20 protein-coding genes and 2 pseudogenes are annotated in these 23,783 nt (G+C 69.3%); 10 read left to right on the top strand and 12 right to left on the bottom strand.

Annotated features, from left to right (window positions below):
* Window positions 1–165: 165 nt before the first annotated feature.
* On the top strand, window positions 166–2,508 hold the full coding sequence (locus BLS95_RS12680; protein ID WP_245765010.1) for an ATP-binding protein: 2,343 nt from the start codon (window positions 166–168) through the stop codon (window positions 2,506–2,508).
* Window positions 2,509–2,631: 123 nt separating this feature from the next.
* On the opposite strand, the gene BLS95_RS12675 is transcribed toward BLS95_RS12680, so the two are convergent.
* Window positions 2,632–3,114, bottom strand: coding sequence for a hypothetical protein (locus BLS95_RS12675; RefSeq protein WP_143043683.1), 483 nt, complete (start codon window positions 3,112–3,114; stop codon window positions 2,632–2,634).
* A gap of 427 nt (window positions 3,115–3,541) precedes the next feature.
* Between BLS95_RS12675 and BLS95_RS12670 the strand changes: the two genes are divergently transcribed.
* Window positions 3,542–3,793, top strand: a complete 252-nt coding sequence (locus tag BLS95_RS12670; RefSeq protein WP_090931144.1) for a helix-turn-helix domain-containing protein — start codon at window positions 3,542–3,544, stop codon at window positions 3,791–3,793.
* Window positions 3,794–3,920: 127 nt separating this feature from the next.
* Here the strand turns inward: BLS95_RS12670 and BLS95_RS12665 are convergent, their stop codons facing one another.
* The 4 genes from BLS95_RS12665 to BLS95_RS12650 all read right to left on the bottom strand — a co-directional run bounded on the left by BLS95_RS12665 (window position 3,921) and on the right by BLS95_RS12650 (window position 9,030).
* Window positions 3,921–4,949: a tyrosine-type recombinase/integrase gene (locus BLS95_RS12665; RefSeq protein ID WP_090931431.1), complete on the bottom strand. Its 1,029-nt coding sequence runs from the start codon at window positions 4,947–4,949 to the stop codon at window positions 3,921–3,923.
* Between the two features lie 72 nt (window positions 4,950–5,021).
* Complete coding sequence (locus tag BLS95_RS12660) at window positions 5,022–6,551, bottom strand: helix-turn-helix domain-containing protein (RefSeq protein WP_090931143.1); 1,530 nt, start codon at window positions 6,549–6,551, stop codon at window positions 5,022–5,024.
* A 16-nt stretch (window positions 6,552–6,567) separates the two neighbouring features.
* Entirely contained in the window at window positions 6,568–8,271 is a 1,704-nt protein-coding gene (locus tag BLS95_RS12655) for an enoyl-CoA hydratase-related protein (protein ID WP_090931142.1), read from the bottom strand.
* Between the two features lie 504 nt (window positions 8,272–8,775).
* Window positions 8,776–9,030 carry a hypothetical protein gene (locus BLS95_RS12650; protein WP_090931141.1) on the bottom strand — a complete coding sequence of 85 codons (255 nt, stop codon included), beginning with the start codon at window positions 9,028–9,030 and terminating at the stop codon, window positions 8,776–8,778.
* 349 nt (window positions 9,031–9,379) lie between these two features.
* Between BLS95_RS12650 and BLS95_RS12645 the strand changes: the two genes are divergently transcribed.
* A complete protein-coding gene (locus tag BLS95_RS12645) occupies window positions 9,380–9,700 on the top strand; it encodes a hypothetical protein (protein WP_143043682.1) in 321 nt (106 codons plus the stop codon).
* 63 nt (window positions 9,701–9,763) lie between these two features.
* Here the strand turns inward: BLS95_RS12645 and BLS95_RS12640 are convergent, their stop codons facing one another.
* From BLS95_RS12640 to BLS95_RS12625, 3 genes are all read right to left on the bottom strand, one after another.
* Entirely contained in the window at window positions 9,764–10,138 is a 375-nt protein-coding gene (locus tag BLS95_RS12640; RefSeq protein WP_090931139.1) for a nuclear transport factor 2 family protein, read from the bottom strand.
* A 140-nt stretch (window positions 10,139–10,278) separates the two neighbouring features.
* A complete protein-coding gene (locus BLS95_RS57780; protein ID WP_245765009.1) occupies window positions 10,279–11,211 on the bottom strand; it encodes a DUF952 domain-containing protein in 933 nt (310 codons plus the stop codon).
* Window positions 11,208–11,531, bottom strand: coding sequence for a DMT family transporter (locus BLS95_RS12625; protein ID WP_090931138.1), 324 nt, complete (start codon window positions 11,529–11,531; stop codon window positions 11,208–11,210). The genes BLS95_RS57780 and BLS95_RS12625 overlap by 4 nt, the downstream gene beginning before the upstream one ends.
* Before the next feature lie 142 nt (window positions 11,532–11,673).
* On the opposite strand from BLS95_RS12625, the gene BLS95_RS58975 reads away from it, so the two are divergent.
* Window positions 11,674–12,648: a radical SAM protein gene (locus BLS95_RS58975; RefSeq protein ID WP_281249986.1), complete on the top strand. Its 975-nt coding sequence runs from the start codon at window positions 11,674–11,676 to the stop codon at window positions 12,646–12,648.
* A 47-nt stretch (window positions 12,649–12,695) separates the two neighbouring features.
* Window positions 12,696–13,082 (top strand): metallophosphoesterase, encoded by a 387-nt coding sequence (locus tag BLS95_RS59800; protein WP_218135731.1) that lies wholly within the window; start codon window positions 12,696–12,698, stop codon window positions 13,080–13,082.
* A 228-nt stretch (window positions 13,083–13,310) separates the two neighbouring features.
* Here the strand turns inward: BLS95_RS59800 and BLS95_RS12615 are convergent, their stop codons facing one another.
* The 3 genes from BLS95_RS12615 to BLS95_RS12605 form a co-directional block, all read right to left on the bottom strand.
* The gene (locus tag BLS95_RS12615; RefSeq protein WP_090931137.1) at window positions 13,311–14,504 is read right to left on the bottom strand and encodes a L,D-transpeptidase; all 1,194 of its coding nucleotides are present in this window, start codon (window positions 14,502–14,504) and stop codon (window positions 13,311–13,313) included.
* Between the two features lie 128 nt (window positions 14,505–14,632).
* Complete coding sequence (gene recD2 / locus BLS95_RS12610; RefSeq protein ID WP_245765008.1) at window positions 14,633–16,810, bottom strand: SF1B family DNA helicase RecD2; 2,178 nt, start codon at window positions 16,808–16,810, stop codon at window positions 14,633–14,635.
* A 1,548-nt stretch (window positions 16,811–18,358) separates the two neighbouring features.
* Window positions 18,359–19,291 (bottom strand): phosphotransferase, encoded by a 933-nt coding sequence (locus tag BLS95_RS12605; RefSeq protein WP_176993158.1) that lies wholly within the window; start codon window positions 19,289–19,291, stop codon window positions 18,359–18,361.
* 464 nt (window positions 19,292–19,755) lie between these two features.
* Here BLS95_RS12605 and BLS95_RS12600 point away from each other — a divergent pair, with 464 nt between their 5' ends.
* Together BLS95_RS12600 and BLS95_RS12590 are read left to right on the top strand one after the other, a co-directional pair.
* A complete protein-coding gene (locus BLS95_RS12600; protein WP_090931134.1) occupies window positions 19,756–20,052 on the top strand; it encodes a hypothetical protein in 297 nt (98 codons plus the stop codon).
* A 71-nt stretch (window positions 20,053–20,123) separates the two neighbouring features.
* Window positions 20,124–20,803 (top strand): annotated as a pseudogene (locus tag BLS95_RS12590) (IS30 family transposase); the annotation flags it as partial.
* 100 nt (window positions 20,804–20,903) lie between these two features.
* Here BLS95_RS12590 and BLS95_RS12585 read toward each other — a convergent pair.
* Window positions 20,904–21,230 (bottom strand): DUF1330 domain-containing protein, encoded by a 327-nt coding sequence (locus BLS95_RS12585; protein WP_090931133.1) that lies wholly within the window; start codon window positions 21,228–21,230, stop codon window positions 20,904–20,906.
* A gap of 78 nt (window positions 21,231–21,308) precedes the next feature.
* Here BLS95_RS12585 and BLS95_RS12580 point away from each other — a divergent pair, with 78 nt between their 5' ends.
* The 3 genes and pseudogenes from BLS95_RS12580 to BLS95_RS59795 form a co-directional block, all read left to right on the top strand.
* Complete coding sequence (locus BLS95_RS12580) at window positions 21,309–22,070, top strand: TetR/AcrR family transcriptional regulator (RefSeq protein ID WP_090931132.1); 762 nt, start codon at window positions 21,309–21,311, stop codon at window positions 22,068–22,070.
* A 395-nt stretch (window positions 22,071–22,465) separates the two neighbouring features.
* The gene (locus tag BLS95_RS54070; protein WP_143043681.1) at window positions 22,466–22,912 is read left to right on the top strand and encodes a hypothetical protein; all 447 of its coding nucleotides are present in this window, start codon (window positions 22,466–22,468) and stop codon (window positions 22,910–22,912) included.
* Window positions 22,913–23,621: 709 nt separating this feature from the next.
* Window positions 23,622–23,759 (top strand): annotated as a pseudogene (locus BLS95_RS59795) (hypothetical protein); the annotation flags it as partial.
* Window positions 23,760–23,783: the final 24 nt, after the last annotated feature.

The raw sequence follows: 23,783 nt of genomic DNA, 5'->3' as shown, positions 1-23,783 counted from the left end.
AGGGCGGGGCGCGGTAATCCCATGCGTTGGCCAAGAGTTGGCGCAGCTTTTCGGACACGCTCCCCCACCTCGGAGGCTGCGCATAACCTGGTGGCGATGAGGACGTCGCGGCGCGGTGGTGGCCCACCGGTCGCGCGTGTCGGTTGAGGCGCCATGACAGCGGTGATGACCAGTACCTCCCGGAGCCAGCACGTCTGCCGGCTGCCCGCCGAGGTGACGAGTTTCGTGGGGCGTCGGCACGAGGTGGCCGAGGTCAGGCAGTTGCTGTCCGTGTCCAGGGCGGTGACCTTGACCGGTGTGGGCGGAGTCGGCAAGACCCGGCTGGCGCTGCGCGTGGGCCACGAGGTGCGGCGGGCCTTCCGCGACGGCGTGTGGCTGGTGGAGCTGGCCGCGCTGCAGTGCCCGGAGCTGCTGGCCGAAGTGGTGGCCGAGGCGCTGGAGATCCGCGACCTGACGAGTACGGCGCCGCTGGCTGCGCTGACCGAGCACCTGCGGGACAAGCAGGTGCTGGTGATCCTGGACAACTGCGAGCACCTGGTCGCCGAGTGCGCGGTGCTGGCGGAGACGCTGCTGCGGACGGCGGGTGAGGCGCGCGTCCTGGCCACCAGCCGGGAGGCGCTGGGCATCGGGGGCGAGCACGTGGTGCCGGTGCCGCCGCTGTCGCTGCCGGAGCGGCGCCGGCCGGGCCTGTCGCCGGAGGCGCTGGCGCAGGGTGAGGCGGTGCGGCTGTTCGTCGAGCGGGCCCGTGCCGTGGTGCCGGGGTTCGCGGTGACCGAGGACAACCGGGAGGTCGTGGCCCGTATCGTGTGCCGGTTGGACGGGTTGCCGCTGGCGATCGAGCTGGCGGCGGTACGGCTGCGGGCGCTGTCGGTGCGGCAGGTGCTGGATCGGCTGGAGGACCGGTTCCGCCTGCTGAGGTGTGGATCGAGGACGGTGTTGCCCCGGCATCAGACGCTGCGGGCACTGATCGACTGGAGTTACGCGCTGTGTTCGGACGAGGAGCGGTTGCTGTGGGAGCGGGTGTCGGTGTTCGCCGGCGGGCTGGATCTGAAGGCGGCCGAGGCCGTCTGCTCGGGGGACGGGATCGCCCGCGAGGACGTGGTCGATCTGGTGATCGGCCTGGTGGAAAAGTCCGTCCTGGTACGGGAGGACCACCGGGGCGGAGTGCGCTACCGGATGCTGGAGACGCTGCGCGAGTACGGCCGCGAGCGGCTCGTCGCCTCCGGCCGGGAGGAGGTGTTGCGGCGGCGGCACGCCGGTTATTACCGCGAGCTGGCCAAGCAGGCACGTGCGCAGGTGTTCGGGGCCGGGCAGGTCGGGCGGTTCACCCGGCTGCAGGTGGAGGACGCCAACCTGCGGGCGGCGCTGGACACGTGCTTTGCCGTGCCGGGCGAGTCGGGCGCCGGGCTGAGCCTGGCCACGGACCTGCTGTATCACTGGATCACCAGTTATTACCTGGGCGAGGGGCGTAACTGGGTGGAACGCGGGCTGGCCGCCGGGGCGGGCCCGCTAGAGGTACGCGCCCGCGCGTTGTGGGCGGGCGCGTGGCTGACGATCATGCAGGGGGACATGACGGCGGCGGACGGCATGGTGCGCGAGGCGCGCCGGCTGGGGGAGCGGCTGGAGAACGAGTCGGTGCTGGGATACGCGGCGCTGTTCTCCGGCATGATCGCCATGTCCCGCGGGCGGGTCGCGGAGGCCGTCGAGCGTTACGAGGAGGGGCTGGCCCGGCATCGCGGCACGGGGGATCTGGCGGGGTTGTCGCTGGCGCTGGTGCGGTTGTCGCTGGCGCACTCGTTCGCGGGGGAGTCCGCGCGGGCGGTGGCCGCCGGGGAGGAGGCGCTGGCGGTGAGCGATGCCTCGGGGGAGGGCTGGCATCGGGCGTACGCGATGATGGCCCTGAGCGTGGAGGTGTGGCGGCAGGGTGACCTGCCGCGGGCGGCGGAGCTGGCGAGCGGGAGCCTGGCCTTCGACCGGTCGATCGGCGACTGGATGGGGGTGGGCGTCAGCGTCGAGGTGCTGGCGTGGGTGGCGGCCGCGGAGCGGCGGTTCGACCGGGCGGCGCGGCTGCTGGGGATCGTGCAGAGCGTGTGGGCGTCGGTGGGCGCGGTGATGTCCGGGTTCGGGCATCTGATGCGGTACCACGATGAGTGCGTGGCGTGCTGCCGGGCGGCGCTGGGGGACGCGGCGTTCGAGGCGGCGGTCGGGCGGGGCGCGCGGTTGTCGTACGAGGAGGGGATGGCGTACGCGTTGCGGGAGGACGCACGCGGGCGCGGCGGCCACGATCGCGGGCAGTGGGCGCGGTTGACCCGGCGGGAGACGGAGATCGCGGCGCTGGTGGCGCGCGGGCTGACGAACAAGGAGATCGCGGCCTCCCTGGTGATCGCGCAGCGGACCGCCGAGGGGCACATCGAGCACATCCTGAGCAAGCTGGGGTTCCACTCGCGGGCCCAGATCGCCGTGTGGGTGGGCGCCCGCGGCCGGGAGGACGACGACCAGGTGGCATGACGCCCCGCGACGGCGCCCAGTAGGGGGATGGGGGGAGGGGGACCGTTCCGGGTGCGCGGATCCGTGGCGGGGACGCCGCCGGAACCGGGTGTCTGGGCGGTGGTGGCCGATTCCGGCGGCGGGTCAGCGGGGCGGGTGGTGGTGATTGCGCTCGTCGGTGACCAGCTCGAACCAGGCGAGGTTGTCGGCCACGCCGGAACAGCAGGCCAGACGGGTGGCGATCGGGTTGTGCCGGGCCGGGACCGAGTCGCTGCCGGTGTCCTCCACTTCACAGCGCAGCAGCCCGTCTTCGAGGTGGAAGCCGACTCGGACGCCGTCGATGGCGTAGTCGAGGGCGTCGGCGACGAGCGCGCCGACGAGCCGCTGGGTGGTCTCCACGTGGTCGCACAGGTCCCAGGCGGCCAGGCGGAGGGCGGTCAGGCGCAGGGCGGTGGGCACCGCGGAGGGGCGGGCGGCCAGGGTCCAGCTGACATCGTGGTCGTTCGCGGCCCGGCGGGTCCGCACGGCGAGGGTGTCCGCGATGACCAGGAGCGTGTTCCAGGGCCGTAGCCCCAGCATGACGGGCCGGCGCGGAGCGTCTCCGCGTGCGGCACCGGAGTGACACATGGCGTACACCTCGTTCGTCTCCCTCCGCGACCTGTCGACATGTCCAGCATGCGAGAAGGCACCCCCAGAGAAGGACGGGATTTCTCCCCGTATAGGTACCTATTTATCGGTTCATCAGGTTTAACCTCCCACCGAACCTGGCACCGGCAACCCGACCCCGACGACCCCGGGGCCACAAGCGTGACCGCTGGTCATGCACTGTGGGCCCTCGGCGTTCAGAGGCCCCCAACGGAGCCGGCGGCGATGACGGACCGAATGCGATGACGTCGGGGCGGGTTGGCGTAGAGCCCAGGTGGCGGCCGCCCGGCGTGGCCGAGACAGCACCCCCGCCGACCACAGCACCCGCCCACTACTGCGCCCACCGAACTCCGAGCATGTGAGCCGCATAACTATACCGGTATTTGTATCCGGGTATAGAGTTGTGACCATGGTACGACCTCCACTGACCCCCGAAGAACGACTCCGCGGCGAGCAACTCGGCCACACCCTGCGCCAGGCCCGCGGCGAACGCAGCATCGTCGAGGTCGCCGCCGCCGCCGGCATGTCCGCCGAGACACTCCGCAAGATCGAGACAGGCCGCATCGCCACCCCCGCGTTCTTCACCATCGCGGCCCTGGCCGACGTCCTGGGCATCTCCCTGGACCACCTCGCCGTCCGCTCCACCCCCGCCTCCACCTGAACCACCCCGGCACCACCCCGATCACCGAACCCCCCGCGCCGGCCCCCGCACAGCGCCGGCACGCCCCAACCCGCGCACCACGCCACCGATGATCGGGAAATGAAAGCACCGCTCCCCGGGGACCGGATCACGACCCCGGCTTACCCCGCAACAGCGGATGCGCCCGCATCGCCACCTCCAGCTCACCCGGCAGATCATCGCGATAACGCCCCAGCGTCGACAGATCGCTGTGCCCCAGCACCCGCCGCACCGCGTCCATGTCCACCGCGTCGGCCAGCAGATGCGTCGCCGTCGTATGCCGCAACCCATGCGGCGTCACCGAACGCCGCTGCTCCGGATCCACCCGCCGCAGCACCCGATCGATCACCGCCTGCACGTCACCCCGCGCCAGCCGCCGCCCCCGCCACGACAACAGCAACGCCTTGTCCTGCACCCCCGGCCGCCCCCGCGCCAGATACGCCTGCAGCACCTCCGCCACGTCATCCGGCAACGGCACATCCCGCGTGCGGCCGCCCTTGCCGAAGATCCGCCAGTAACGCACCCCGTCGTTGGTGAAGAAATCCTCCACATTCGCCCGCACCAGCTCCGACACCCGCGGCCCCACCGTCGCCAGCAACAGCACGATCACCGCGTCACGCAACTCCGTACGCTGATCCCGCCGCTTACCCGAGGCCGGCGCCTCCTCCAGCGCACGAGCCGCCCCGATCAGCCCCTGCGCCTGCTCCCGCGTGAGCGCCCGCCGCTCCGGCCGCAACCCGCCCCGCTGCTTGGCCGTCACCGTCGACGTCGTCATCGGGTTGACCTGCACCCACCCGGCCAGCGCCGCATGCTTGAACAACGCCGACACCGACCGGCGGAAACGCGCCTGCGACGACGCCGACTGCCCGCCCTCACCCCCCGTGCCGCCCGCGCCGCCCGAACGGCGGCCGTCGGGTTTGCGGGCGAACGCCAGCAGGATCGCATCCACGTCCTCACCGGTCAGATCGTCGAGCACCGCCCGCTCACCCGCCAGCGCCACCAGCGTCGCCACATCCCGCGCATAGACCTCCGCCGTCGACGGCGACAGCGCCCCCGTCGACGTCCTGGCCCGCACCAGCTCCACATAACGGTCAGCCGCCTCGGCCACCGTCAACCGCTCGAGCTCCGCAGGCCGCACCCGCGCCACCTCCCCTGTCAGGCACCACCACCACCGGCAACCACGACCGTAGCGGCAGGCACCGACAGAAAATCAGATGTCGCGGAAGGTCTCGATGCGCGCCCCCAGCGCGTTCAGCCGCTCGGCCAGGTCCTCGTAACCCCGGTTGATCACATACACGTTCCGCAGCACCGACGTGCCCTCGGCCGCCATCATCGCCAGCAGCACCACCACCGCCGGCCGCAACGCCGGCGGGCACATCATCTCCGCGCTGCGCCACCGGGTCGGCCCCTCCACCAGCACCCGGTGCGGATCCAGCAGCTTGACCGACGCGCCCAGCCGGGTCAGCTCCGTCAGATAGATCGCCCGGTTGTCGTACACCCAGTCATGGATCAGCGTCGACCCCTGCGCCGCGGCCGCGATCGCCGCGAAGAACGGCACGTTGTCGATGTTCAACCCCGGGAACGGCATCGGATGGATCTTGTCGATGGGGGAGACCAGCTTCGACGGCCGCACCGTCAGATCCACCAGCCGCGTACGCCCGTTCGCCGCCGCGTACTCCCGCCCCCGATCATGATCGAGGCCCATCTCCTCCAGCACCGCCAGCTCGATCTCCAGGAACTCCACCGGCACCCGGCAGATCGTCAGCTCCGACGACGTCACCACCGCCGCCGCCAGCAGGCTCATCGCCTCCACCGGATCCTCGGAGGGGGAGTAGTCGACATCCCGCTCGATGAACGGCACCCCGTGCACCGTCAACGTCGTCGTCCCCACCCCCTCCACCCGCACCCCGAGCTGCTCCAGGAAGAAACACAGATCCTGCACCATGTAGTTCGACGAGGCGTTGCGGATCACCGTCACCCCGTCATGACGCGCCGCCGCCAGCAGCGCGTTCTCCGTCACCGTGTCGCCCCGCTCGGTCAGCACGATCGGCCGCGACGGCGACACCCCCCGATCCACCCGCGCGTGATAGAACCCGCCCGTCGCCGTGATGTCCAACCCGAAATGCTTCAACGCCGACATGTGCGGCTGCACCGTCCGCGTCCCCAGGTCACACCCACCCGCGTACGGAATCTGGAACTGCTCCGTCCGATGCATCAACGGCCCCAGGAACATGATCACACTCCTGGTACGCCGAGCCGCGTCCGTGTCCATCGCCTCCAGCTCCAGCCGCGCCGGAGGCACGATCTCCAGATCGCTGCCCTCGTTGATCCACCGCGCCCGCACCCCGACCGAGGCGAGCACCTCCAGAATCCGGTAGACCTCCTCGATCCGCGCCACCTTCCGCAAAATCGTGCGCCCCGAGTTCAGCAACGACGCGCACAGCAGCGCCACACACGCGTTCTTCGAGGTCTTCACATCGATGCTGCCCGACAGCCGGCGCCCGCCCACCACCCGCAGATGCATCGGCCCGGCATAGCCCAGCGACACGATCTCACTGTCGAGCGCCTCACCGATCCGGGCGATCATCTCAAGGCTGATGTTCTGGTTGCCGCGCTCGATCCGGTTGACCGCACTCTGACTCGTCGCCAGCGCATCGGCCAGCTGCAGCTGCGTCCATCCACGATGCTGACGCGCGTCCCTGATCAGCCGGCCGATCCGCACAAGATAATCATCTGCCACAACAGGAGACCATATCTCACATATGAGATGCCCCCGCGCCGGCCGCGGCCGACGCGCCGGACAACTCCCGATGCCCCGCCAGATGCTCCGGAGTCGCCGACGCCTTCACCTTCCGCACGAACGCCCGCCGCGCCGCCCGGAACCCATGACGATCGTCGAACATGTCACGGCTCATCTCCGCCAGCTCCTCGGCACGATAAGCGGCCAACGGCTTACGCCGCTCATCCACCTCACGCACCTGCCGACGCCCGGCCAGCAGCCGATCATAACCCGGATCCGCCGCCAGCCGCTCGGCATACTCCAGCACCCGCCGCTCGAACTCCAGCCGCGACCCGCCCAGCGACTGATCCGCCAGCCCCAGCTCCACCGCCTGCGCCGCCCCGATCGGCAACGCCTCCTGCGTCAACCGCCGCGCCTGCTCGGCCCCCACCCGCCGCGGCAGCACATACGTCCACAACTCACTCCCGAACAACCCCATCGTCCGGTAATGCGGATTCAGCACCACCCCGTCACGCACGACCACCTGATCCGCACCCAGCCCCATCATCACCCCACCCGCACCCGCATTACCGCCCAGCGACGTCACCACCAGCTGCGACACACACCCGATCACCTCACGGCACACCGCGTTGATCGCATTGATGTTCGCCCACGCCTCCACCTCCGGATGAGCCGAAGCCTCGATCACGTTCAAGTGGATGCCATTGGAGAACACCTCCCCGCCCCGCACCACCAGCACCCGCGTATCCTGCGCCACCGCGTACCGCAACGCCGCCGCCAGCCGCCGGCACTGCTCCGTCGACATCGCCCCGTTGTAGAAGTCGAAACTCACCACCCCCACCGCCTCACTGCGGTCATAGGTGATCTCGCTGTACCCGCTCCGCTCCGGCACCCCCGCCACCCGCTCACCCAGCGCCATCACGGCCGGCAACTTGATCCCGCCCTCCTGCTCCACCCGCAGATGCCCCACCCACACCGTGCCGTCCCCGGTCCTCACCAGCAGCGCACCCTCACGCCGGCCCACCACCTGCCCCGCCGTCCCCGCCACCTGCGGCCCCGCGTACACGTCGAACACCCGCACCGGCACCTCGCACAACCGCGCCCGCCCGCCCGGCGCCCCATCGGCCGCCCGCACCCGCCGCACGATGTCCTCCGTCGGCTCCGCCCACACGAACTCCCGATCCGCGTGCCGCATCGCCCGCCGCAACCGCCCCCGCACCTCCGGCGACCGGTAATCCAGCGGCTCCGGCACGAACGACGCGTCCGCCGCCTTACCCGCCACCTCCACCACCAGCTCCACCGCCGCATCGGCCACCGGCCCGTTGTACAACGCCGACTTCCGCGGCGCCTCCGCCGGCATCGCGAACCTGCGATACCCCCAGATCGGACCCGCGTCCATCTCCTCCACCGCCTGCAACGCCGTCACCCCCCACTCCGGCTCGGCATCCGCGATCGCCCAGTCCAGCGACGACGGCCCCCGGTCCCCGGGCGGACCCGGATGGATGATCACCGTACGGTGCGACCGCCACAACCCCGCCGGCACCCGCTCCTTCAGGAACGGGCAGATCACCAGATCCGGCTTGGCCAGATCGGCCGCCTCCACCATCACCTCCTCCGACACGGCCAGCTCGACGGTCACGTCATGACCGGCCCGGCGCAGCTCCAGCCAGCAACGCTGGGTCAGGCCGTTGAACGCGGAACAGAGCAGCAAGATACGCACGCGGACACTTCTTTCCGGACAGGGGAGCGAGCGGTCAGGAACGGGCAGGGCACGGGACTGCTCAGGCGGACGGGCGATCCCACCGGCCACCGGCATTTAAGGCGGTCCCATATGACCCATACATGCCATTGATGCTGACACGAATCTTCCACCTGTGCTGACCCATCCGGCAAATAGCCACCCTGACCGGCCCAAATTGACCTGATTTGCCCGAAAACATCCCGCTGCAGCCGGGGGGAGGAGACCCCACATTCTGGACGGAGAGCCCGCTCCGGCGGGGGAGAGGGCCCGCCCCTGGCACGCGCCACAGCCGGGCGGGCCCTCTCGCCGCCGCAGGGGCCGACCGGCGTCCGCCGGCCCTGTCCTGGCGCGATCGACGTCGCGGGGCGCGGTGAACCGGTGCGCGACCGCCTGGCGGGGCCGGCCTGCCGACAGATCTGATACCCAACAGAATCCATGTTCTGTCCGGTATGAGAGTGAATGTCGGTTTTAACCCGAGAGGGGTCAGAGGCGGTTGACGAAGCGGGCGGCGGCGCGCTGGCTCATGCCGGTCTCACCGCGTACGAGGAAGACGGCTTCCTGGATCTGGCCGTGGGACTTGAGCTCCCGGGCCTGGTCAACGAGGTCGACGCTGGGGCCGAGCCGGTTGCGTGGGCGCCGGGTGAGCCGGGCGGCCATGATGATCGCCCAGATGGCGGCGGCGGTGATGACGGCGGTGAGCGCGACGATGTGGGGGCCGGCGATCTCCAGGGTGGGCATGCGTTGGCGTCTGCCCTGGAGCGGGTGCCTTATTCGGCACATCTTTGTTTGCTCGATAATGAACATTATGTCAAGTAGACGCGTTCCGGAAGGGGTTCCCCGCTCCTCCGCTCGGGTGGCGCCGGTGGGTGCGGCGGGAAGTTTTTTCGGCGGGCCGGGTGGTGGTGCCGGGGGTGGCGGCGGGGGCCGGTGGCGGTGCTGAGCGGGGTTTCGTCGCGGAGAGTGATCGGGTGTGGTCCCCTTGCGGGGCTTGACGGCTGGTTTGACGTTATGTTGATTCGCTGTCCTTGGCGGGACGTGTGGACTTAGGGTGGAGCTCCTGCTATTCGCGTCGCGAGAGGAGCAGCACGTGGGGACCCAGACGGTGTTATGCCCGGTGTGCCAGGGTGTGGTGCCCGCTACCGGCCGGGAGGCGTACACGCCGTTGCGTGGGCGGCTGATCGTGACGAACGGTTACTGCGGGGGTGGGTGCGCCGAGCGGCATGCGGAGGATGAGGCGCAGCGGACGCAGCAGGTTCCGCGGCCGGTGCAGCAGCAGGTTCCGGCGCAGCAGGTGACGCAGCAGATGGGGCGTCCTGGTTCGGTGCCGCAGCCGGCGCCGGTTCCGGTTCCGCCGCCGGTGGCGGCGGGTCCTGGTCGTGGGGCGCCGCCGTTGCGGGTGGTGCGCTGATCGTTTCCGCCGGGGGTTCGGCGGGTTTGGTGTGGGGGCCGTGGGGGCCGGCGGTCGGGTGGGTTATTGGTGGCCGTCGGCGGTGTGCCAGTAGTCGCGGGTCTGTACGGCGAGGCCGTCGGGGTCGAAGCGGGCGAAGACGCAGCCTGCGAGGGTGATGGGGCGGCCGTTGTCGTGGGCGTGGACCCGGAATTCGATGGCGGCCTGGTCGCCGTCGACGATCGGGGTGGCGAAGGTGACGCGGGGCTGGGTCTCGCCGGTGAACGACCATTGGATGTAGTCGGTGATGGCTTGTTTGCCGTGGTGCGGGGGGCGGAACGGCATGCTGGTGTGGACGGCGTCGTCGCGGTAGAGGGCGGTGATGGCGGCGGTGTCGTGGTGGGTCCAGCCGTGTTGCCAGGTGTCGGCGAAGCGTTGGGCGGCTGTTCGGGTGTCCATGGGGACCATTGTGCGGGTGCGCGGGCGGGGGTTGCGTGCGGTTCTGTGGTGTCGGGTGTGCCGGGGTGTCGGGTGGTGGCCGGGTGTGCTCCGCTCCCCTGCTCCCCCGGGTTTCTGTCGTCGGGTCTGTCCTGCGGGGTTTATCGGGTGTAGGGGTGGACGGCGGTGACGGCGGTGGTGGGCAGGGGGCCGTACAGGTGGGGGTAGCCGTTCTCGAGGCGGATGTCGAGGCCGGTGGGGTCGATGTCGAGGATGAGCAGGGGTTCGGTGACGTTCTGGTAGTAGGCGGTGTGGACGCCGTGGAGTTGGGTGAGGTCGCGGCTGAGGTGGATGAAGCCTTCGTCGTCGAGGGTGCGGCCGAGGGTGGAGATGCGGTATTCGCCGGTGTGCTGGGCGGCTTCCCAGTCGGTGCGCAGGGCGAGGTGGTGGACGGTCATGGCCTTCAGGGTGTGGTCGATGGCGGTGGTGAGGAGGGTGCGGGTTTCGCCGGTGGGGCGTTGTTCGACGATCTGCTCGAGCCAGAGGGCGGAGATGGTGGTGTAGAGGAGCCGGGCGCGGGTGTCGGTCGCCGGTAGGTGGAGGGTGTCGGCGATGATGCGGACGCAGCCGTCGGTCCAGCGGCGGGCGATGTGCTGGAGGACGGGGTCGCGGCCGGCGTGGACGTAGAGCTCCCAGAGGCCGAGCTGGCGGGTGCGGTCGGTGGTGGCGAGGTGTTCGGGCAGGGTGGCCAGGCCGTGCTGGGTGATCCAGGTGCGGGTGGTGGCGAGTTCGGCTTCGACGAGCTGGGCGAAGGCTTCGGCGAGGAGTTGGTCGCGTGAGGTGAAGTAGTAGGTGGTGGCGGCCAGGGGCAGGTGGGCGCGTTGGGCGACGGCGCGGTGGGTGACGGCTGCGAAGCCGCCGTCGGTGAGCAGGTCGACGGCGGCGTTGAGGAGGGTGGCGCGGCGGCGTCGGCCGCGTGCTTGGGCGGGGGGTGGGGTGAGGGTGGGGTGCCGCTCCCCCGGTGTGGCGGGGTGGTGTGGTGCGGGGGGTTGCTCGCGGGGTGCTGGGTGGGTGGGGTCGGGGTGCGGGTTCAATGGCCACCTGCGAGGTTGAGGACGATGACGCCGCCGATGATGAGCAGGATACCGCCGATCTTGTGGGGGGTGAGGGTCTCTCCCATGAAGGCGGCGCCGATGAGGGCGATGGCGGCGGTGCCGGCGCCGGACCAGATGGCGTAGGCGGTGCCCATGTCGAGGTGGAGTTTGAGGGCTTGGGCGAGGAGGGTGAAGCTGGTGATGTAGCCGGTGGCGACGGCGATGGTCCAGCCGGGGTGGGTGAGGCCGTTGCTGAGTTTGAGGGCGGAGGTGGCGAGGACTTCGGAGGTGATGGCGAGGGTGAGCAGGAGCCAGGGCATGGGGTCTCCCGGGGCAAAAGTGGTACGGGTGTGCCATTTTATCGTCCGCTCCCCCGGTGGCGGGTGGGTGGTGCTCCCCCGGCGTCGTCCCGTACGGTGATGTTCTTCTGGTGTGGCGGGAACCGCTTGAAAAGGCTGTCGAATGCGTGTTCCATTGGTGGATGTGGGTTGGGACGCGCTGTCGCTGGTCGACGCCGCCGATGAGCGACCGCTGATCGAGCGGCGCGCGGTGGTGCGTGACGGCTTCTACGAGGTGCAGGCCCGCACGGTGATCGAGCGGGTGCCGCAGGTCGCGGGCATCGCGCAGCGGTGGGCCGTGTCCCCCTACCGTGGCTGCGCCCATGCCTGCCGCGGCTGTGGTGCCCGCGCGGGTCATCGGCGGCTGGGGCTGGACGCGGGGCCTGATTTCGACACGCGGATCGTGGTCAAGCCGAACGCGGTGGACCGGTTGCGGGCGGAGCTGGCGCGGTGGGACGGTCAGGAGCTGGCCGTCGGGGTGAGCGGTGACTGCTATCAGGTGGCGGAGCGGACGTATCGGTTGATGCCGGGGGTGATCGCGGCTCTGGGTGAGGCGGCGGTGCCGTTCACGGTTTACACCAAGAGCGCGCTGGTGTTGCGTGATGCGGGGTTGCTGGCGCGGGCGGGGGCGCGGGTGGCGGTGTCGATCGCGTTCGTGGACGAGCGGATCCGGCGGGCGGTGGAGCCGGGGGCGCCGGGTGGGCAGGCGCGGCTGGAGCTGGTGTCGGCGCTGGTGGAGGCTGGGGTGGATTGCCGGGTGCTGATGGCGCCGGTGTTGCCGTTGCTCAGTGACGCGGCCGATCAGCTGGCGGCGACGGTGCGGCGGGTGGCGGCGGCGGGGGCGCGGGCGGTGGAGCCGGTGGTGTTGCGGCTGCCGCCGGGGACGCGGCAGTGGTATATGGAGTGGCTGGGGCAGGCTCATCCGCATCTGGTGGAGCGGTATGAGGAGCTGTATGACCGGGCGGGGATGCCGTCGGCCGGTTATGAGGAGCGGATCACGGGGCAGATCGCGCAGTTGTGCGGGGTGTACGGGATGGGGTGCGGGCCGGCGCCGGTCGAGCGGCGTGAGCCGGCCGCGGCGCAGCTGGCGCTGGTGTGAGCCCTGGGTCTGGGGCGGGGTAATGGCTTGGCCCGCGGTTGTGGTGGGTGTCCAGGCTCTGCGGGGGGCAGCGTGCTGTCGTCGTCGGTGACGTCCATGGGTTTGTCGAGGAGTTGCTGGAGCTGCTGGAGAGGGCCGGCCTGCGCCCGGATGACCTGCTGGTGAGCGTCGGTGATGTGGTCGATCGTGGTCCGGCGCCGGGTGAGGTGGGCGGACGCTGCCGTACTTCTTCGAGAACGAGCATGTCCGGGTCGTTCATGCGGCGATGGTGTCCGGGGTCGCGCCGGCGGATCAGTGGGAGGACATTCTGTGCGGCTCGACGAGTGGTGAGCGGGAGGACGGGGCCACCCGGGAGTGGGGGTCGGGGGGTGGGCCGCGCAGGTGCGGTCGGCGTTTCCCGCGGTGGTGGGGGCGGCGCGGCGGCTGGCCGGTGAGCTGGGCCCGGCCGCGTTGCGGGGCATCGGGCGGCGGGGTTGCTGTTCCAGGCCCGTACTGGGCGGCTTGATGAGGCGGTGCTGGTGCGGCAGTGCCGGATGCCGCGCCGGGTGGGCGAGGTGGCGGCGGTGGGGGTGGTGGTGCCTGCGCTGCCTGACTGAGCGGGTGGGCCCGGGGGTGTGCGGGGTTCGCGGTGCCGTTGCGTGCCGGCCGGGCCGTTGCGGGGGTCAGGCTTTCTTGTTCAGGGCGCTGCCCTTCTTCCATTGGGAGAACGACATCTGCCAGTAGCCCCAGCCGTTGTTCCATTCCAGTTCGCGGTCGGTGCCGGTGACGTCGACGACGTCGCCGCGCTGGACGTTGTCGTAGAACCATTTGGCCTGGTCGGGTCGGGCGTTGATGCAGCCGTGGCTGACGTTGCGGACGCCTTGGGCCCAGACGTTGTCCTTGGCGTGGACGTATTCGCCGGAGTTGGAGATGCGGACCGCGTGGTCGATCATGACGTCGTAGTAGCCGGGGTCGCCTTTTTTGCGGCCTGGGGAGATCATGCGGACGGGGCTGCCGCGTTCCATGGTGAGGTGGACGCCGGAGGTGGTGGTGTATTCGCGGGTGGTGGCCATGCCGGCGCTGATGCGCATGGTCTGGACGCGTTTGCCGTCGCGGTAGACGTACATCATGTGTTTGTCGACGTCGACCTTGCTGATCTGCTTGGCGCCGATGTCGAGGGTGGCGGTGTAGTCCTTGACGCCGTAGAGGCCTTTGCCGCCTTTGATGCCGGTGATGTTGGCGTTGAAGGTGACTTTCTGGTGGGCGGGCCAGTATTTGGCGGTGCGGTAGATGGCGACGGTGTCGTTGATCCAGCGCCAGGCGCCGTCGACGGGTTTTTCGGCCTTTACTTCCAGGGCGCGTTCGATGGTGGCCTTGTTGGTGATGGGCTGGTTGAAGGTGACGATGATGGGGGCGCCGACGCCGACGGTTTCGCCTTTGGCGTTGGGGGTCACGTCGGCGACTTGGAGGGCGCGCTGGGGTTTGGCGGTGGTGAAGGTGGCGGTGGCGGCGGTGACGCCGGCTTTGGCGGTGACGTCGTAGCTGGTGGAGGGTTTGAGGGGGGTTTTGGAGACCCAGCGGGTGCGGTCGATGTTGAAGGTGCCGTCGAGTTGTTCGTCGTCGGCGGTGACGTTCACGTCGTCGAGGGTGCCGCCGGCGGCGGTGACGACGACTTTTTTCTCGGGGCTGACTTTGGTGGCGCCTTCGGCGGGGGTGATGCTGACCGTGGGGGCCTGGGGGGTGGCGCTGGTGGGGGTGGTGCCTGGTGTGTCCGTTTTCTCGGTGGTGGGGGCGCTGGAGCAGGCGGCCGTCAGGGTGGCCGCGGCGAGGAGCGCGGCTGCGGCGGTGGGCTTTCGCCAGGCGGGCGCAACGTTCAAGGCTGTCCTTTCCCCCAGGGCACCAAAATGCACCCCAAAAACCTTAATGCTCCTGCATGTAAGACGAGGGATCATTTGCGCGAGTTCGGTCACATTTCAATTACTTGTGCCTGGGAGGGGGGCGCCGGTCAGTGGGTGGACAGGCGGTGGGTGAGGCCGGTGTGGCGCCGTCCGGCGCCCTTGGTCCGTACGGCCTGGGCCAGGGCCCGCCGGGAGCCGACGATCACGACGAGTTTCTTGGCCCGGGTGATGGCGGTGTAGAGGAGGTTGCGCTGCAGCATCATCCAGGCGCTGGTGGCCAGCGGGACGACGACGGCGGGGTATTCGCTGCCCTGGGAGCGGTGGATGGAGACGGCGTAGGCGTGGGCGAGTTCGTCGAGTTCGTCGAAGGCGTAGTCGACGGATTCGTCCTCGTCGGTCAGGACGGTGAGCTTGTGTTCGTCGGGTTTGATGTCGGTGACGATGCCGACGGTGCCGTTGAACACTCCGGCCGCGCCTTTGTCGTAGTTATTGCGTAGTTGGGTGATTTTGTCGCCGATGCGGAAGACGCGTCCGCCGTAGCGGCGTTCGGGCAGGCCCTCGCGGGCGGGGGTGAGGGCTTCCTGCAGGGCGGTGTTGAGGGCGCCGGCGCCGGCGGCGCCGCGGTGCATGGGGGCCAGGACCTGGATGTCGCGGCGCGGGTCGAGCCGGAACCTGCCGGGGATGCGGCGGGCCACGACGTCGACGGTCAGGGCGGCGATCTCCTCGGGTTCCTCGCAGGGGAACAGGAAGAAGTCCTTCATGCCCTCCAGGACGGGGTGGCGGCCGGTGTTGACGCGGTGGGCGTTGACGACCACGCCGGATTCCTGGGCCTGGCGGAAGATCTGGGTCAGGCGGACCCGGGGCACGTCGTCGGCGGCCAGCAGGTCTTTGAGCACCTCGCCGGCGCCGACGGAGGGCAGTTGGTCGACGTCGCCGACGAACAGCAGGTGGGCGCCGGGGGCGACGGCCTTGACGAGTTTGTTGGCCAGCAGCAGGTCGAGCATGGAGGCTTCGTCGATGACGACCAGGTCGGCGTCGAGGGGGTTGTCGCGGTCGAAGGTGGCCTCCCCGCCGGGGCGCAGCTGCAGCAGCCGGTGGACGGTGGTGGCCTCGTGGCCGGTCAGCTCGGCCAGGCGTTTGGCGGCCCGGCCGGTGGGGGCGGCCAGGATGACGCGGGCGCGTTTGGCGCGGGCCAGGGTGACGATCGAGCGTACGGTGAAGCTTTTGCCGCAGCCGGGGCCGCCGGTGAGGACCGCGACCTTCTCGGTCAGGGCCAGCCGTACGGCCTGGCGCTGCTCGGGGGCGAGGTCGGCGCCGGTCTGGCCGCGCAGCCAGGTCTCGGCCTTGGCCCAGTCGACGTCGGCGAAGGTCTTGAGCCGGTCGTGGGGTGAGCGCAGCAGGGACAGCAGGCCGGAGGCGAGGGACTGCTCGGCGCGGTGGAAGGGGGGCAGGTAGACGGCCGGCAGGAGGTTGTCGCCGGCGGGGATCTGCTCGGCGATGACGCCTTCCTCGGTGATGAGCTCGTCCAGGCAGGTGGTGACGAGGTCGGCCGGGACCTGGAGGATCTTGACGGCGTCGCCGGTGAGGTTGGGGGCCGGCAGGTAGCAGTGGCCGTCGTCGGCGGCCTGGGAGAGGGTGTAGCGCAGCCCGGCCTTGACGCGTTCGGGGCTGTCGTGCGGGATGCCGACGGCCTGGGCGATGGTGTCGGCGGTTTTGAAGCCGATCCCCCATACGTCGTCGGCCAGCCGGTAGGGGGTGGTGCGGACGACGTCGATGGAGGTTTCGCCGTACTGCTTGAAGATGCGTACCGCGATGGAGGTGGACACGCCGACGCCCTGCAGGAAGATCATCACCTCTTTGATGATCTTCTGTTCCTCCCAGGCGGCGGCGATCATCTTGGTGCGTTTGGGGCCCAGGCCGGGCACCTCGACCAGCCGTTCGGGCTGCTGTTCGATGATGTCGAGGGTGCCGGTGCCGAAGTGGTCGACGATGCGTTCGGCCATCTTGGGGCCGATGCCCTTGATCAGGCCGGAGCCGAGGTAGCGGCGGATGCCCTGCACGGTGGCGGGCAGCACGGTGGTGTAGGACCACACCTCGAACTGGCGGCCGTAGCGGGGGTGGGAGGTCCAGCGGCCGCGCAGCCGCAGCGACTCCCCGACCTGCGCGCCGAGCAGGGGGCCGACGACGGTCAGCAGGTCGGACCCGGAGCGTTCGGTGGCGACCCTGGCGATGGTGTAGCCGGTCTCCTCGTTGGCGTAGGTGACCCGTTCGAGGACGGCATCCAAGGTTGCAACGGGTGGACCGTCTGGACCATGTGCCACCGGATTTCCCCTCCCTCCGTTCTGGGAAAGATTAGAGCAGCGGCCGGGAAGAGGTGACGCCGCGCGATCATGGAGGCGTCATCGCACATGCGGGGTGGAGATCATGAGAACCCGCGTTGAAGCCCTTGCTGCCGCCGGACGAGTCCTCGCCGAAGCGCGGGCCCGCCGAGAGGCCCTTTCCCCCGAGGACGCCGCCCGTGCCGCGTACATACCAGGGGGTCGTTCCGTCGAGGAGTGGGCGGCCATCATCCCGGGTTGGCGTGTCACATTCCCAGGTGCGGTGGTGTCTTAGCTAGGGAAACGTACCGGCCATCACGTAGATCGTCGTCTTCGTCACCCGTCTTCTGACCGTCAAGGAGGAGCTCAACGCGTCCAACTCGGAACGGGCTCGGCCTCAATCCAAGCGAAGGGAATTCATCAGTGACATTAATCAGGAACATCGGAATTGCGACAGCGGCATCAGCCCTCGCAGGGGCGACGCTGCTTGGTGGATCCGCGAACGCGGCCACCCGTACCAGCGCAGCCCGCTCTGTCCCCACTACTGCGGTAGCCCTTGGCTGGAATCTGCCGTCCTGCGTGTACGTCAAGCACACGACGGGGGCGTTGACCCAGACGGTGTACGTCGAAAACCGCTGCCCATACGCGCTCGGCTGGTATGTCGATAAGGAGGGACCGAACAGTGCGTGCTTCCACATCCGGAAGGGAGTCGCAGTGGGCCCGACGTCCGCCACCGGAAAACACAAGTGGCGGAGGATGGACGCCTACCACGGCACATACCGCTGTGGGTGATACCGGAGCGCTGTACAAGTAGGTTCTTCGACCCAGGTAAGCCCTCCAGAGTCACCCCGGCGCCAAGGTCAGGCGCCGGGGTCTTCTCGGAGGGTCGGGGAACAGGCAGCCACGTCCCATTCAGGGCCTTAACGTTAGAGTTCCTGCTGCGCTTCTCCTGCCGGGCCCGCGCCAAGGCGCGCTCATGAGCCAGCATCCGCGGATCGATCGCCCCCTCGTCGGCCGACGGTGTCCACACCTGCGAGATGGCGCCGGCGAGAGTCGCGGCTTGAGTCTGTTCAACCAGCGGTTCCCATCGCAGCCGAGCCGCACGGTCGAGGTCGTTGACTGGCTCGGAGCGGCTCGTGCGACTCGGCGGTTGGCGGCGGTGGATCTCCAGGGCTGCGCGCGGTGAGACGGCGGCGAGCATCTCCCGTGCCCGCCGGGCCGCGTCCGCGACGTCGTCCAAGCGGGTGGCGTGCAGCTCCTCCCAGCGTTGCCGATCTCGCTGCTGTTCCGCGTACTGGCGGGCGGCCTGCTCGGCGAGGATCTGCGACCGCGACGGGTACGGCCGGCCGAGCCTGTCGAGCCAGGCCGAGAGCCGGTAGACGGCCCAGTGCGGAGTGCCGTGCCGGTGCGGCGTGTGGGTCCATTCAGACCCGTCGGGCTTGGTGTCCAGGGCATGCAGCACGTCAGAGACGCGCCATCCCGCGTCCGGGAACCGCTGTGCGGCGCCCTGCAGGCTCATAACGTAGGCGGTTCCAGCGGGTAGCGTGTGATGTCCACGGTGAGGAGGGCCGCGAGGAAGGCTGCTTGCCGCGGATCGTCCCAGTCGCCGACCTCGCCCCCGTTGACGGCCGTCCACACCCCCCACTCCAGCAGCATGTAGGTGAGAGCGGTCGGCCACAGTTCTCGCTCTCGCACCGTCAACCGCACGTGCCCAAGGTATGCATCGCGGAAGGCGGCCCATTCCATCTCGTCGAACAGCCTCGCCGGACGATCGGGCAAGTCGTTGTGGAACAGCAGCACGGCCAGGGCCAGGTCGAGCAGCCTCGGCGCCCGTTCCCCGTTGTCGGGGTCGACCAGTACGGGTCCGGCCTGGCTGTACACGAGGTTGACGGCCTTGAAGTCCATGGTCACATCGGCCACGGGCAGGTCGGCGTCGCGGATGGCCGGGAGCGTGGTCGCCATGAACGACCGCAGCAGCGGCGCGAGCCGGCCGAGCACCTCCCCTCGCAGGTCCGGCCGGTAGGCCTTGAGTACCCTGTCGAGACCCGTGACATCGTCCTCGACCGACTCCTCATCGTGATCAGGCCACTCGAAGCCGGGCAGACCGGTTGAGCCTTCGGCGTTACCGGCCACATGCAGGCGTCCCAGCAACTCGCCGGCGGCGCGTACGTCCGCCGGGGAGCCGTCATAGGTGCGCCCATCGATCCACGGATAGGCGACCCAGTCGTACCCGCCGATCCGACGTGGCCCGGCCAGCGGCGTCACCACTGGCACCCCCAGGCCCGCGAGATGTCGCACCCACCTGCCCATGGCCTCGGGCGAGTGGGTGCGCTTGACGGCGACGGTCTTTCCGCCGATCACACCACGGAATACGGGTGCGTAGAGATACATCGACTCCTGCGGCTCGATCCCGAACCACCGGAACACCTCGGAGTAGTCGCTCGTCACGAGCTTCGACCCTAGCGAGGGCCACAAGCATTTATCCGACAATTTCTGGTGCATCACACGAGCAACTCCGCCAGTGTTTGTTGCGCGACGATCTCCACCTCTCCCGGTGCGCAAGGCCCCGGTTACTTTTTTCTCGTAAAAGGCGCAGCGCGAGCGCCGACCTCGTGCAGTTCGGCACCCGCTCCAAGCCGGTCGAGTTCCGTCAGGGCGAGTGGCTGCTGCGTGTCCTGGAGCGGTACGACGACATGGGCGGCACCAACGCCGCCCAGGCCGTACAGGCACGTCCGCGACCACGAAGAGAGGTCCTTCCCGTTCACCGACTTCGACCGCACCCTGCTGGAACCGGGCGAGTACGGATGCACGCCGAACCTCTGCCTGCACCCCGCGACGACCCACTGACGATCCCCGCACCGCCACGGCCGGCCCTGCGGTGCGGGATCCATGCGGGCTGGTACAAATGGGGCATGCGCGAATCCATCGGGTATCCCCCGCGGCCGAACGTGCCGTCGGCCCGGCGTGTCTACAGTCGGAGGTACCGCGTGTGGGCCCACGTGCTGCTGTGGACACCGATCGCGCTCACGGTGGCCGGTGTCGTCCTCGGCCTGGGGCTGTTCGCGGCCGCTGACGCCGACCCGACATACAGCTCGTCCGCGCTCGGCTATCTCGGCCTCGTCGTGTGGGGCGGCCTCGCGGTCCTGTCGCCGGTCCTGCTTGGGTCGTTCATCGCCGGGCTGGTCATGCTGATCCGCACGCGCAGCTGAGGTCGGGGCGGGACGCGGCCCCGCGTCGTCATCATCACCGACGAGCAGACGCATGCTGGCCGTCTTGGCAGCAACCCCATCGCCCACATCTCCGAGCGGGTGCCCGTCTACACGTGGAACCTCGCCGGGTACCAGCACGGCCACGGCTCGTCCGGTACGGGCACCCGGCACACCTTCGGCGGCCTGTCAGGCGCGGCCTTCTGCACGTGTGCCACGAGACCATCTACCAGGCGCTCTACGTCCAAGGCCGCGGCGAACTGGGCCGCGAGCTGACCCGGGCCCTGCGTACCGGCCGCACGATGCGCAAGCCCCGCCGCCTGGCCCAGCAACGCCAGCCCCGCTATAGCGCGCCCATGGTGATGATCAGCGAGCGGCCAGCCGAGGCCGACGACCGCGCCGTCCCCGGCCACTGGGAAGGAGACCTGATCATCGGCAAGAACCAGGCATCGGCGATCGGCACCCTGGTGGAGCGCGGCACTCGCTACGTGATGCTCGTCCACCTGCCCATCGACCGTACCGCCGAGCGCATGCGCGACGCCCAGGTGGAGACCATGGCCACGCTGCCTGCCCAGCTCAAGCGCTCCCTGACCTGGGACCAGGGCAGCGAGATGGGCCGCCATCACGAGTTCTCCATCGCCGCCGACATGCCCGTCCACCTCTGCGACATCGTGACGCCGTCGCTGCTGAATTGAACGCCGGGCCACGAAAGACGCTCGGCTGGGATAGCCGAGCACCTCGCCGTGCTTCTCTCCACCAGCAGCTAAGCCCTGACCGGGCGAATTCGGCGGATCGGCCGGCGCGTTTGGTACAGCGCGTCGGATTGCCGCGACTTTTCTCGGCAATCCTTTCCGTCACCGCACCGGCTGGGCTGGAAGCGAGAAGCCCTCAGGCGGTGAGCCCTCGGCGAACAGCATCCGCACCCGAGCCGCGCTCTTCCGCATCTCCCGGGCCTGCCGGTACTCGGGGGAGTCATACCACTCCCGGATCCGGTCCATGTCGGGGAACTCGATGACCAGGAACCGGGAGGCGTCCCAAGTGCCCTCGACCGGCTCGGGCGTGGGGCCCGCCACGAGGTAGCGCCCGCCGTGGCTGAGGATGGACGGCTGGGCCACAGCGGCGTAGGCCAGGCAGGCCTCCTGGTCGAGCACGTCGACTCCGACAATGACGTAAGCGGACATGGGTTTTCCTGATCTCCTGGACACGGTGTGTACTTTTGTCACGCCGGAACCTAATGTACTCCTGTACCCTGGGTCAACATGAGCAAGGACAAGGGCGAACGCGTCGTGGCCGTGATGAGCCGCCGGGAACGCCTGCGGGCGGAGACGAGTCATGAGATCAAGGCCATCGCGCTGCGGCAGATGGCCGACGGAGGGCCGGGGGCGATCTCGCTGCGCGGCATCGCCCGCGAGATGGGGATGACCCCACGCGCGATCTACAGCTATTTCCCCACCCGAGACGACCTGATCACCGAACTGATCAGCGGGATCGCCACCTCGCTCGCGGAGGCGGTGGAGTCCGCGACCAGCGCCGTGCCCGACACCGATCCCGGAGGCAGGCTGATGGCCTGGGGTCAAGCCCTGAGGGAATGGGCGCTGGCTCACCCGGAGAGCTTCCGACTCTTCTACGGCCACCCCGTCCCCGGCTACCAGCCCCCAGAGGACGGGCCGGTGGACCGAACGGCACGCCGGGTGTGCCGCGACCTCACCCGCTTGGTGGCCACCGCATGGCCCCATGCCCGGCACCACCAGCCCGAGGACACCTCTTGGTCCGATCTTCACCCGGACTACGTCGCTAAGATCCAGGCAGACCTCCCGGACGTGCCACCTGCAGCGGCAGCGCTCGCGCTGCGCGTCTGGGGCCGAATGCACGGGTTGGTGGCCCTGGAGATCGACGGCCACATCCATCCTGTCGCAGGCAACCCGGCTGCGCTGCACCGCGCCGACATGTTTGACCTGGTCAGGTCACTGGGCCTAGCGCCTCCAGTCGCCGGCGGACATGAACAAGCTATTCGGGGATGACACACGCGTCGTCCCGTCTCGCTGTGCTTCTCGCCACCAGTAAGTAATTACTGTGTGGCGACGACCCCTCGAATGCGCCGAGAGATGGACGGGGCTCTTGAGTGTCGAGCCGCGGCGATCAGGCGCACGCAGTCTGCAAGCCGGGCAGAATCAGTCATGCGGCTGTCATATCCGCCCGGCAAGCAAGGACGGCGGATGGGTCCCGTGCGGAGGAATCCATGTGCGGGCGGTCGATCGAGGGGCCATACCGTGCCTACCCGTTCGGCTGGTAGGCGACCAGGCGAAGTCCATATCGCATCGGCTCACCTGTAATGATGACCTGCATGCTGCTCCTCATGTGAGTGCCATTGGCTTTTGCGCTGGACGCGCCCGGCGGCGACTGTCATGGTGTTGCCGTGGCCTCCGACGACGAGGTAGAGATCCGAACCCTGGCGTTCGATCATGTATGGCGCTGGTATGAGCACCACATCGGGCGCGCGTACCAAGTCCTTAATTTCCTTTTGATCGGATTGGCCATCCTCGCGACCGCGTATGTTGGCTCGCTGAGCGTGAAATCTTATTGGGGCGCTGCTGCCATTTGTGCCTGCGCGATTCCACTCACCATGATCGGGTATTGGCAGGGCATGGACGTGCGACGGCGTGCGGAGCTTGCTGAAGACGCGCTTAAAGAACTTCAGGATGATCTCGCCGTTAAACTGCGTCTGGACTCGCTGCGACTGGTAGATCGATATTACGCTCGTTCCGCCTCTCGCCTTGCGGCGGATAGACGGTCACGCGCCGCGGCTGTCGTCATGGTGGTACTCGAAGTCATCGGCGCTGCGTATGCGCTCATCGCGCAATAGAGAAAAGGCTCGGTCGATTTCCAGCCGCATCGTCGCCACTCGCACCGGATCGATGTGAGCACCCTCACGGAGCGCCTGGAGCGGGTCGGCGGCCCGGCCACGCGCTGAAACAGGCGCAGTCGCCGCCTCGCCGTAGCGTTCCCTGCAGGCGGCGACCTGGCCCAGCACACGCGTGCGGGCGGTGGCCGCGTCGCCTTCCAACACCGGCAGGACGTCCTCGTGGCCGTCGCCGTGCATCGCATGCAGCAGTGGCGTGTAGCAGTACCTCGATCGCCTCGTCGAGCGTCTCCAGGCCATGCTCGGCCATGCGGATCTCGAACGCTCGTGCGAACGTGGATCTGTCGACTGCCCGCGCCGAGCTCGTGTTGTCGCGGGGTGGGTCCTCGCCGACGTGCGGGCCGCTCGGGACGCCCTCTCCCCCGGGGGACGCCGCCCGTGCCGCGTACATACCAGGGGGTCGCTCCGTCGAGGAGCTGGCGGCCATCATCCGTGAGCAGCGGGGCATCGCTCGCGCACGTTCGCAAGCCCGTTGAACCAGGCGTCTCGCTAGTAATGCCGCAACCATAAATGCCCGCTTTTCTTGCCGGCGGCGCCAAAGCGCGTTCACGGGCCGGCATCCGCGGATCGATCGCCCTTCGTCGGTCGGTGGCGTCCACACCTCCGAGACGGCACGAGAGAATCGCGGCCTGAGCCTGCTCGGTAAGGATGGGAGCCGCTGTGCCGGTTCCTCGGCGCCGCCGTACCCGGCGAACCGTTCCCCCGCGTGTACGCCGGCGGCGGTCTGCTGCACGACATCCGCACCGTGATGCGATCGGACAGGGCACAGGAGCATGTGGCATGGCGCTGACACCGGCCCGGCCCGATCAGGCAC

Origin of the sequence: Nonomuraea jiangxiensis (assembly GCF_900099965.1) — a bacterium.
GTDB classification, from domain to species: domain Bacteria; phylum Actinomycetota; class Actinomycetes; order Streptosporangiales; family Streptosporangiaceae; genus Nonomuraea; species Nonomuraea jiangxiensis.
This window is presented reverse-complemented; position numbering and strand designations above follow the sequence as displayed.

Excerpts from the sequence above, each read along its gene's own strand:
- BLS95_RS12680 (WP_245765010.1), top strand. The coding sequence starts at position 166 with ATGACCAGTACCTCCCGGAGCCAGCACGTCTGCCGGCTGCCCGCCGAG.
- BLS95_RS12650 (WP_090931141.1), bottom strand. The coding sequence starts at position 9,030 with ATGCCCACCCTGGAGATCGCCGGCCCCCACATCGTCGCGCTCACCGCC.
- BLS95_RS12670 (WP_090931144.1), top strand. The coding sequence starts at position 3,542 with ATGGTACGACCTCCACTGACCCCCGAAGAACGACTCCGCGGCGAGCAA.
- BLS95_RS12625 (WP_090931138.1), bottom strand. The coding sequence starts at position 11,531 with ATGCCCTGGCTCCTGCTCACCCTCGCCATCACCTCCGAAGTCCTCGCC.
- BLS95_RS12600 (WP_090931134.1), top strand. The coding sequence starts at position 19,756 with ATGCGCGAATCCATCGGGTATCCCCCGCGGCCGAACGTGCCGTCGGCC.
- BLS95_RS12585 (WP_090931133.1), bottom strand. The coding sequence starts at position 21,230 with ATGTCCGCTTACGTCATTGTCGGAGTCGACGTGCTCGACCAGGAGGCC.
- BLS95_RS12580 (WP_090931132.1), top strand. The coding sequence starts at position 21,309 with ATGAGCAAGGACAAGGGCGAACGCGTCGTGGCCGTGATGAGCCGCCGG.
- BLS95_RS12675 (WP_143043683.1), bottom strand. The coding sequence starts at position 3,114 with ATGTGTCACTCCGGTGCCGCACGCGGAGACGCTCCGCGCCGGCCCGTC.
- BLS95_RS12640 (WP_090931139.1), bottom strand. The coding sequence starts at position 10,138 with ATGGACACCCGAACAGCCGCCCAACGCTTCGCCGACACCTGGCAACAC.
- BLS95_RS58975 (WP_281249986.1), top strand. The coding sequence starts at position 11,674 with ATGCGTGTTCCATTGGTGGATGTGGGTTGGGACGCGCTGTCGCTGGTC.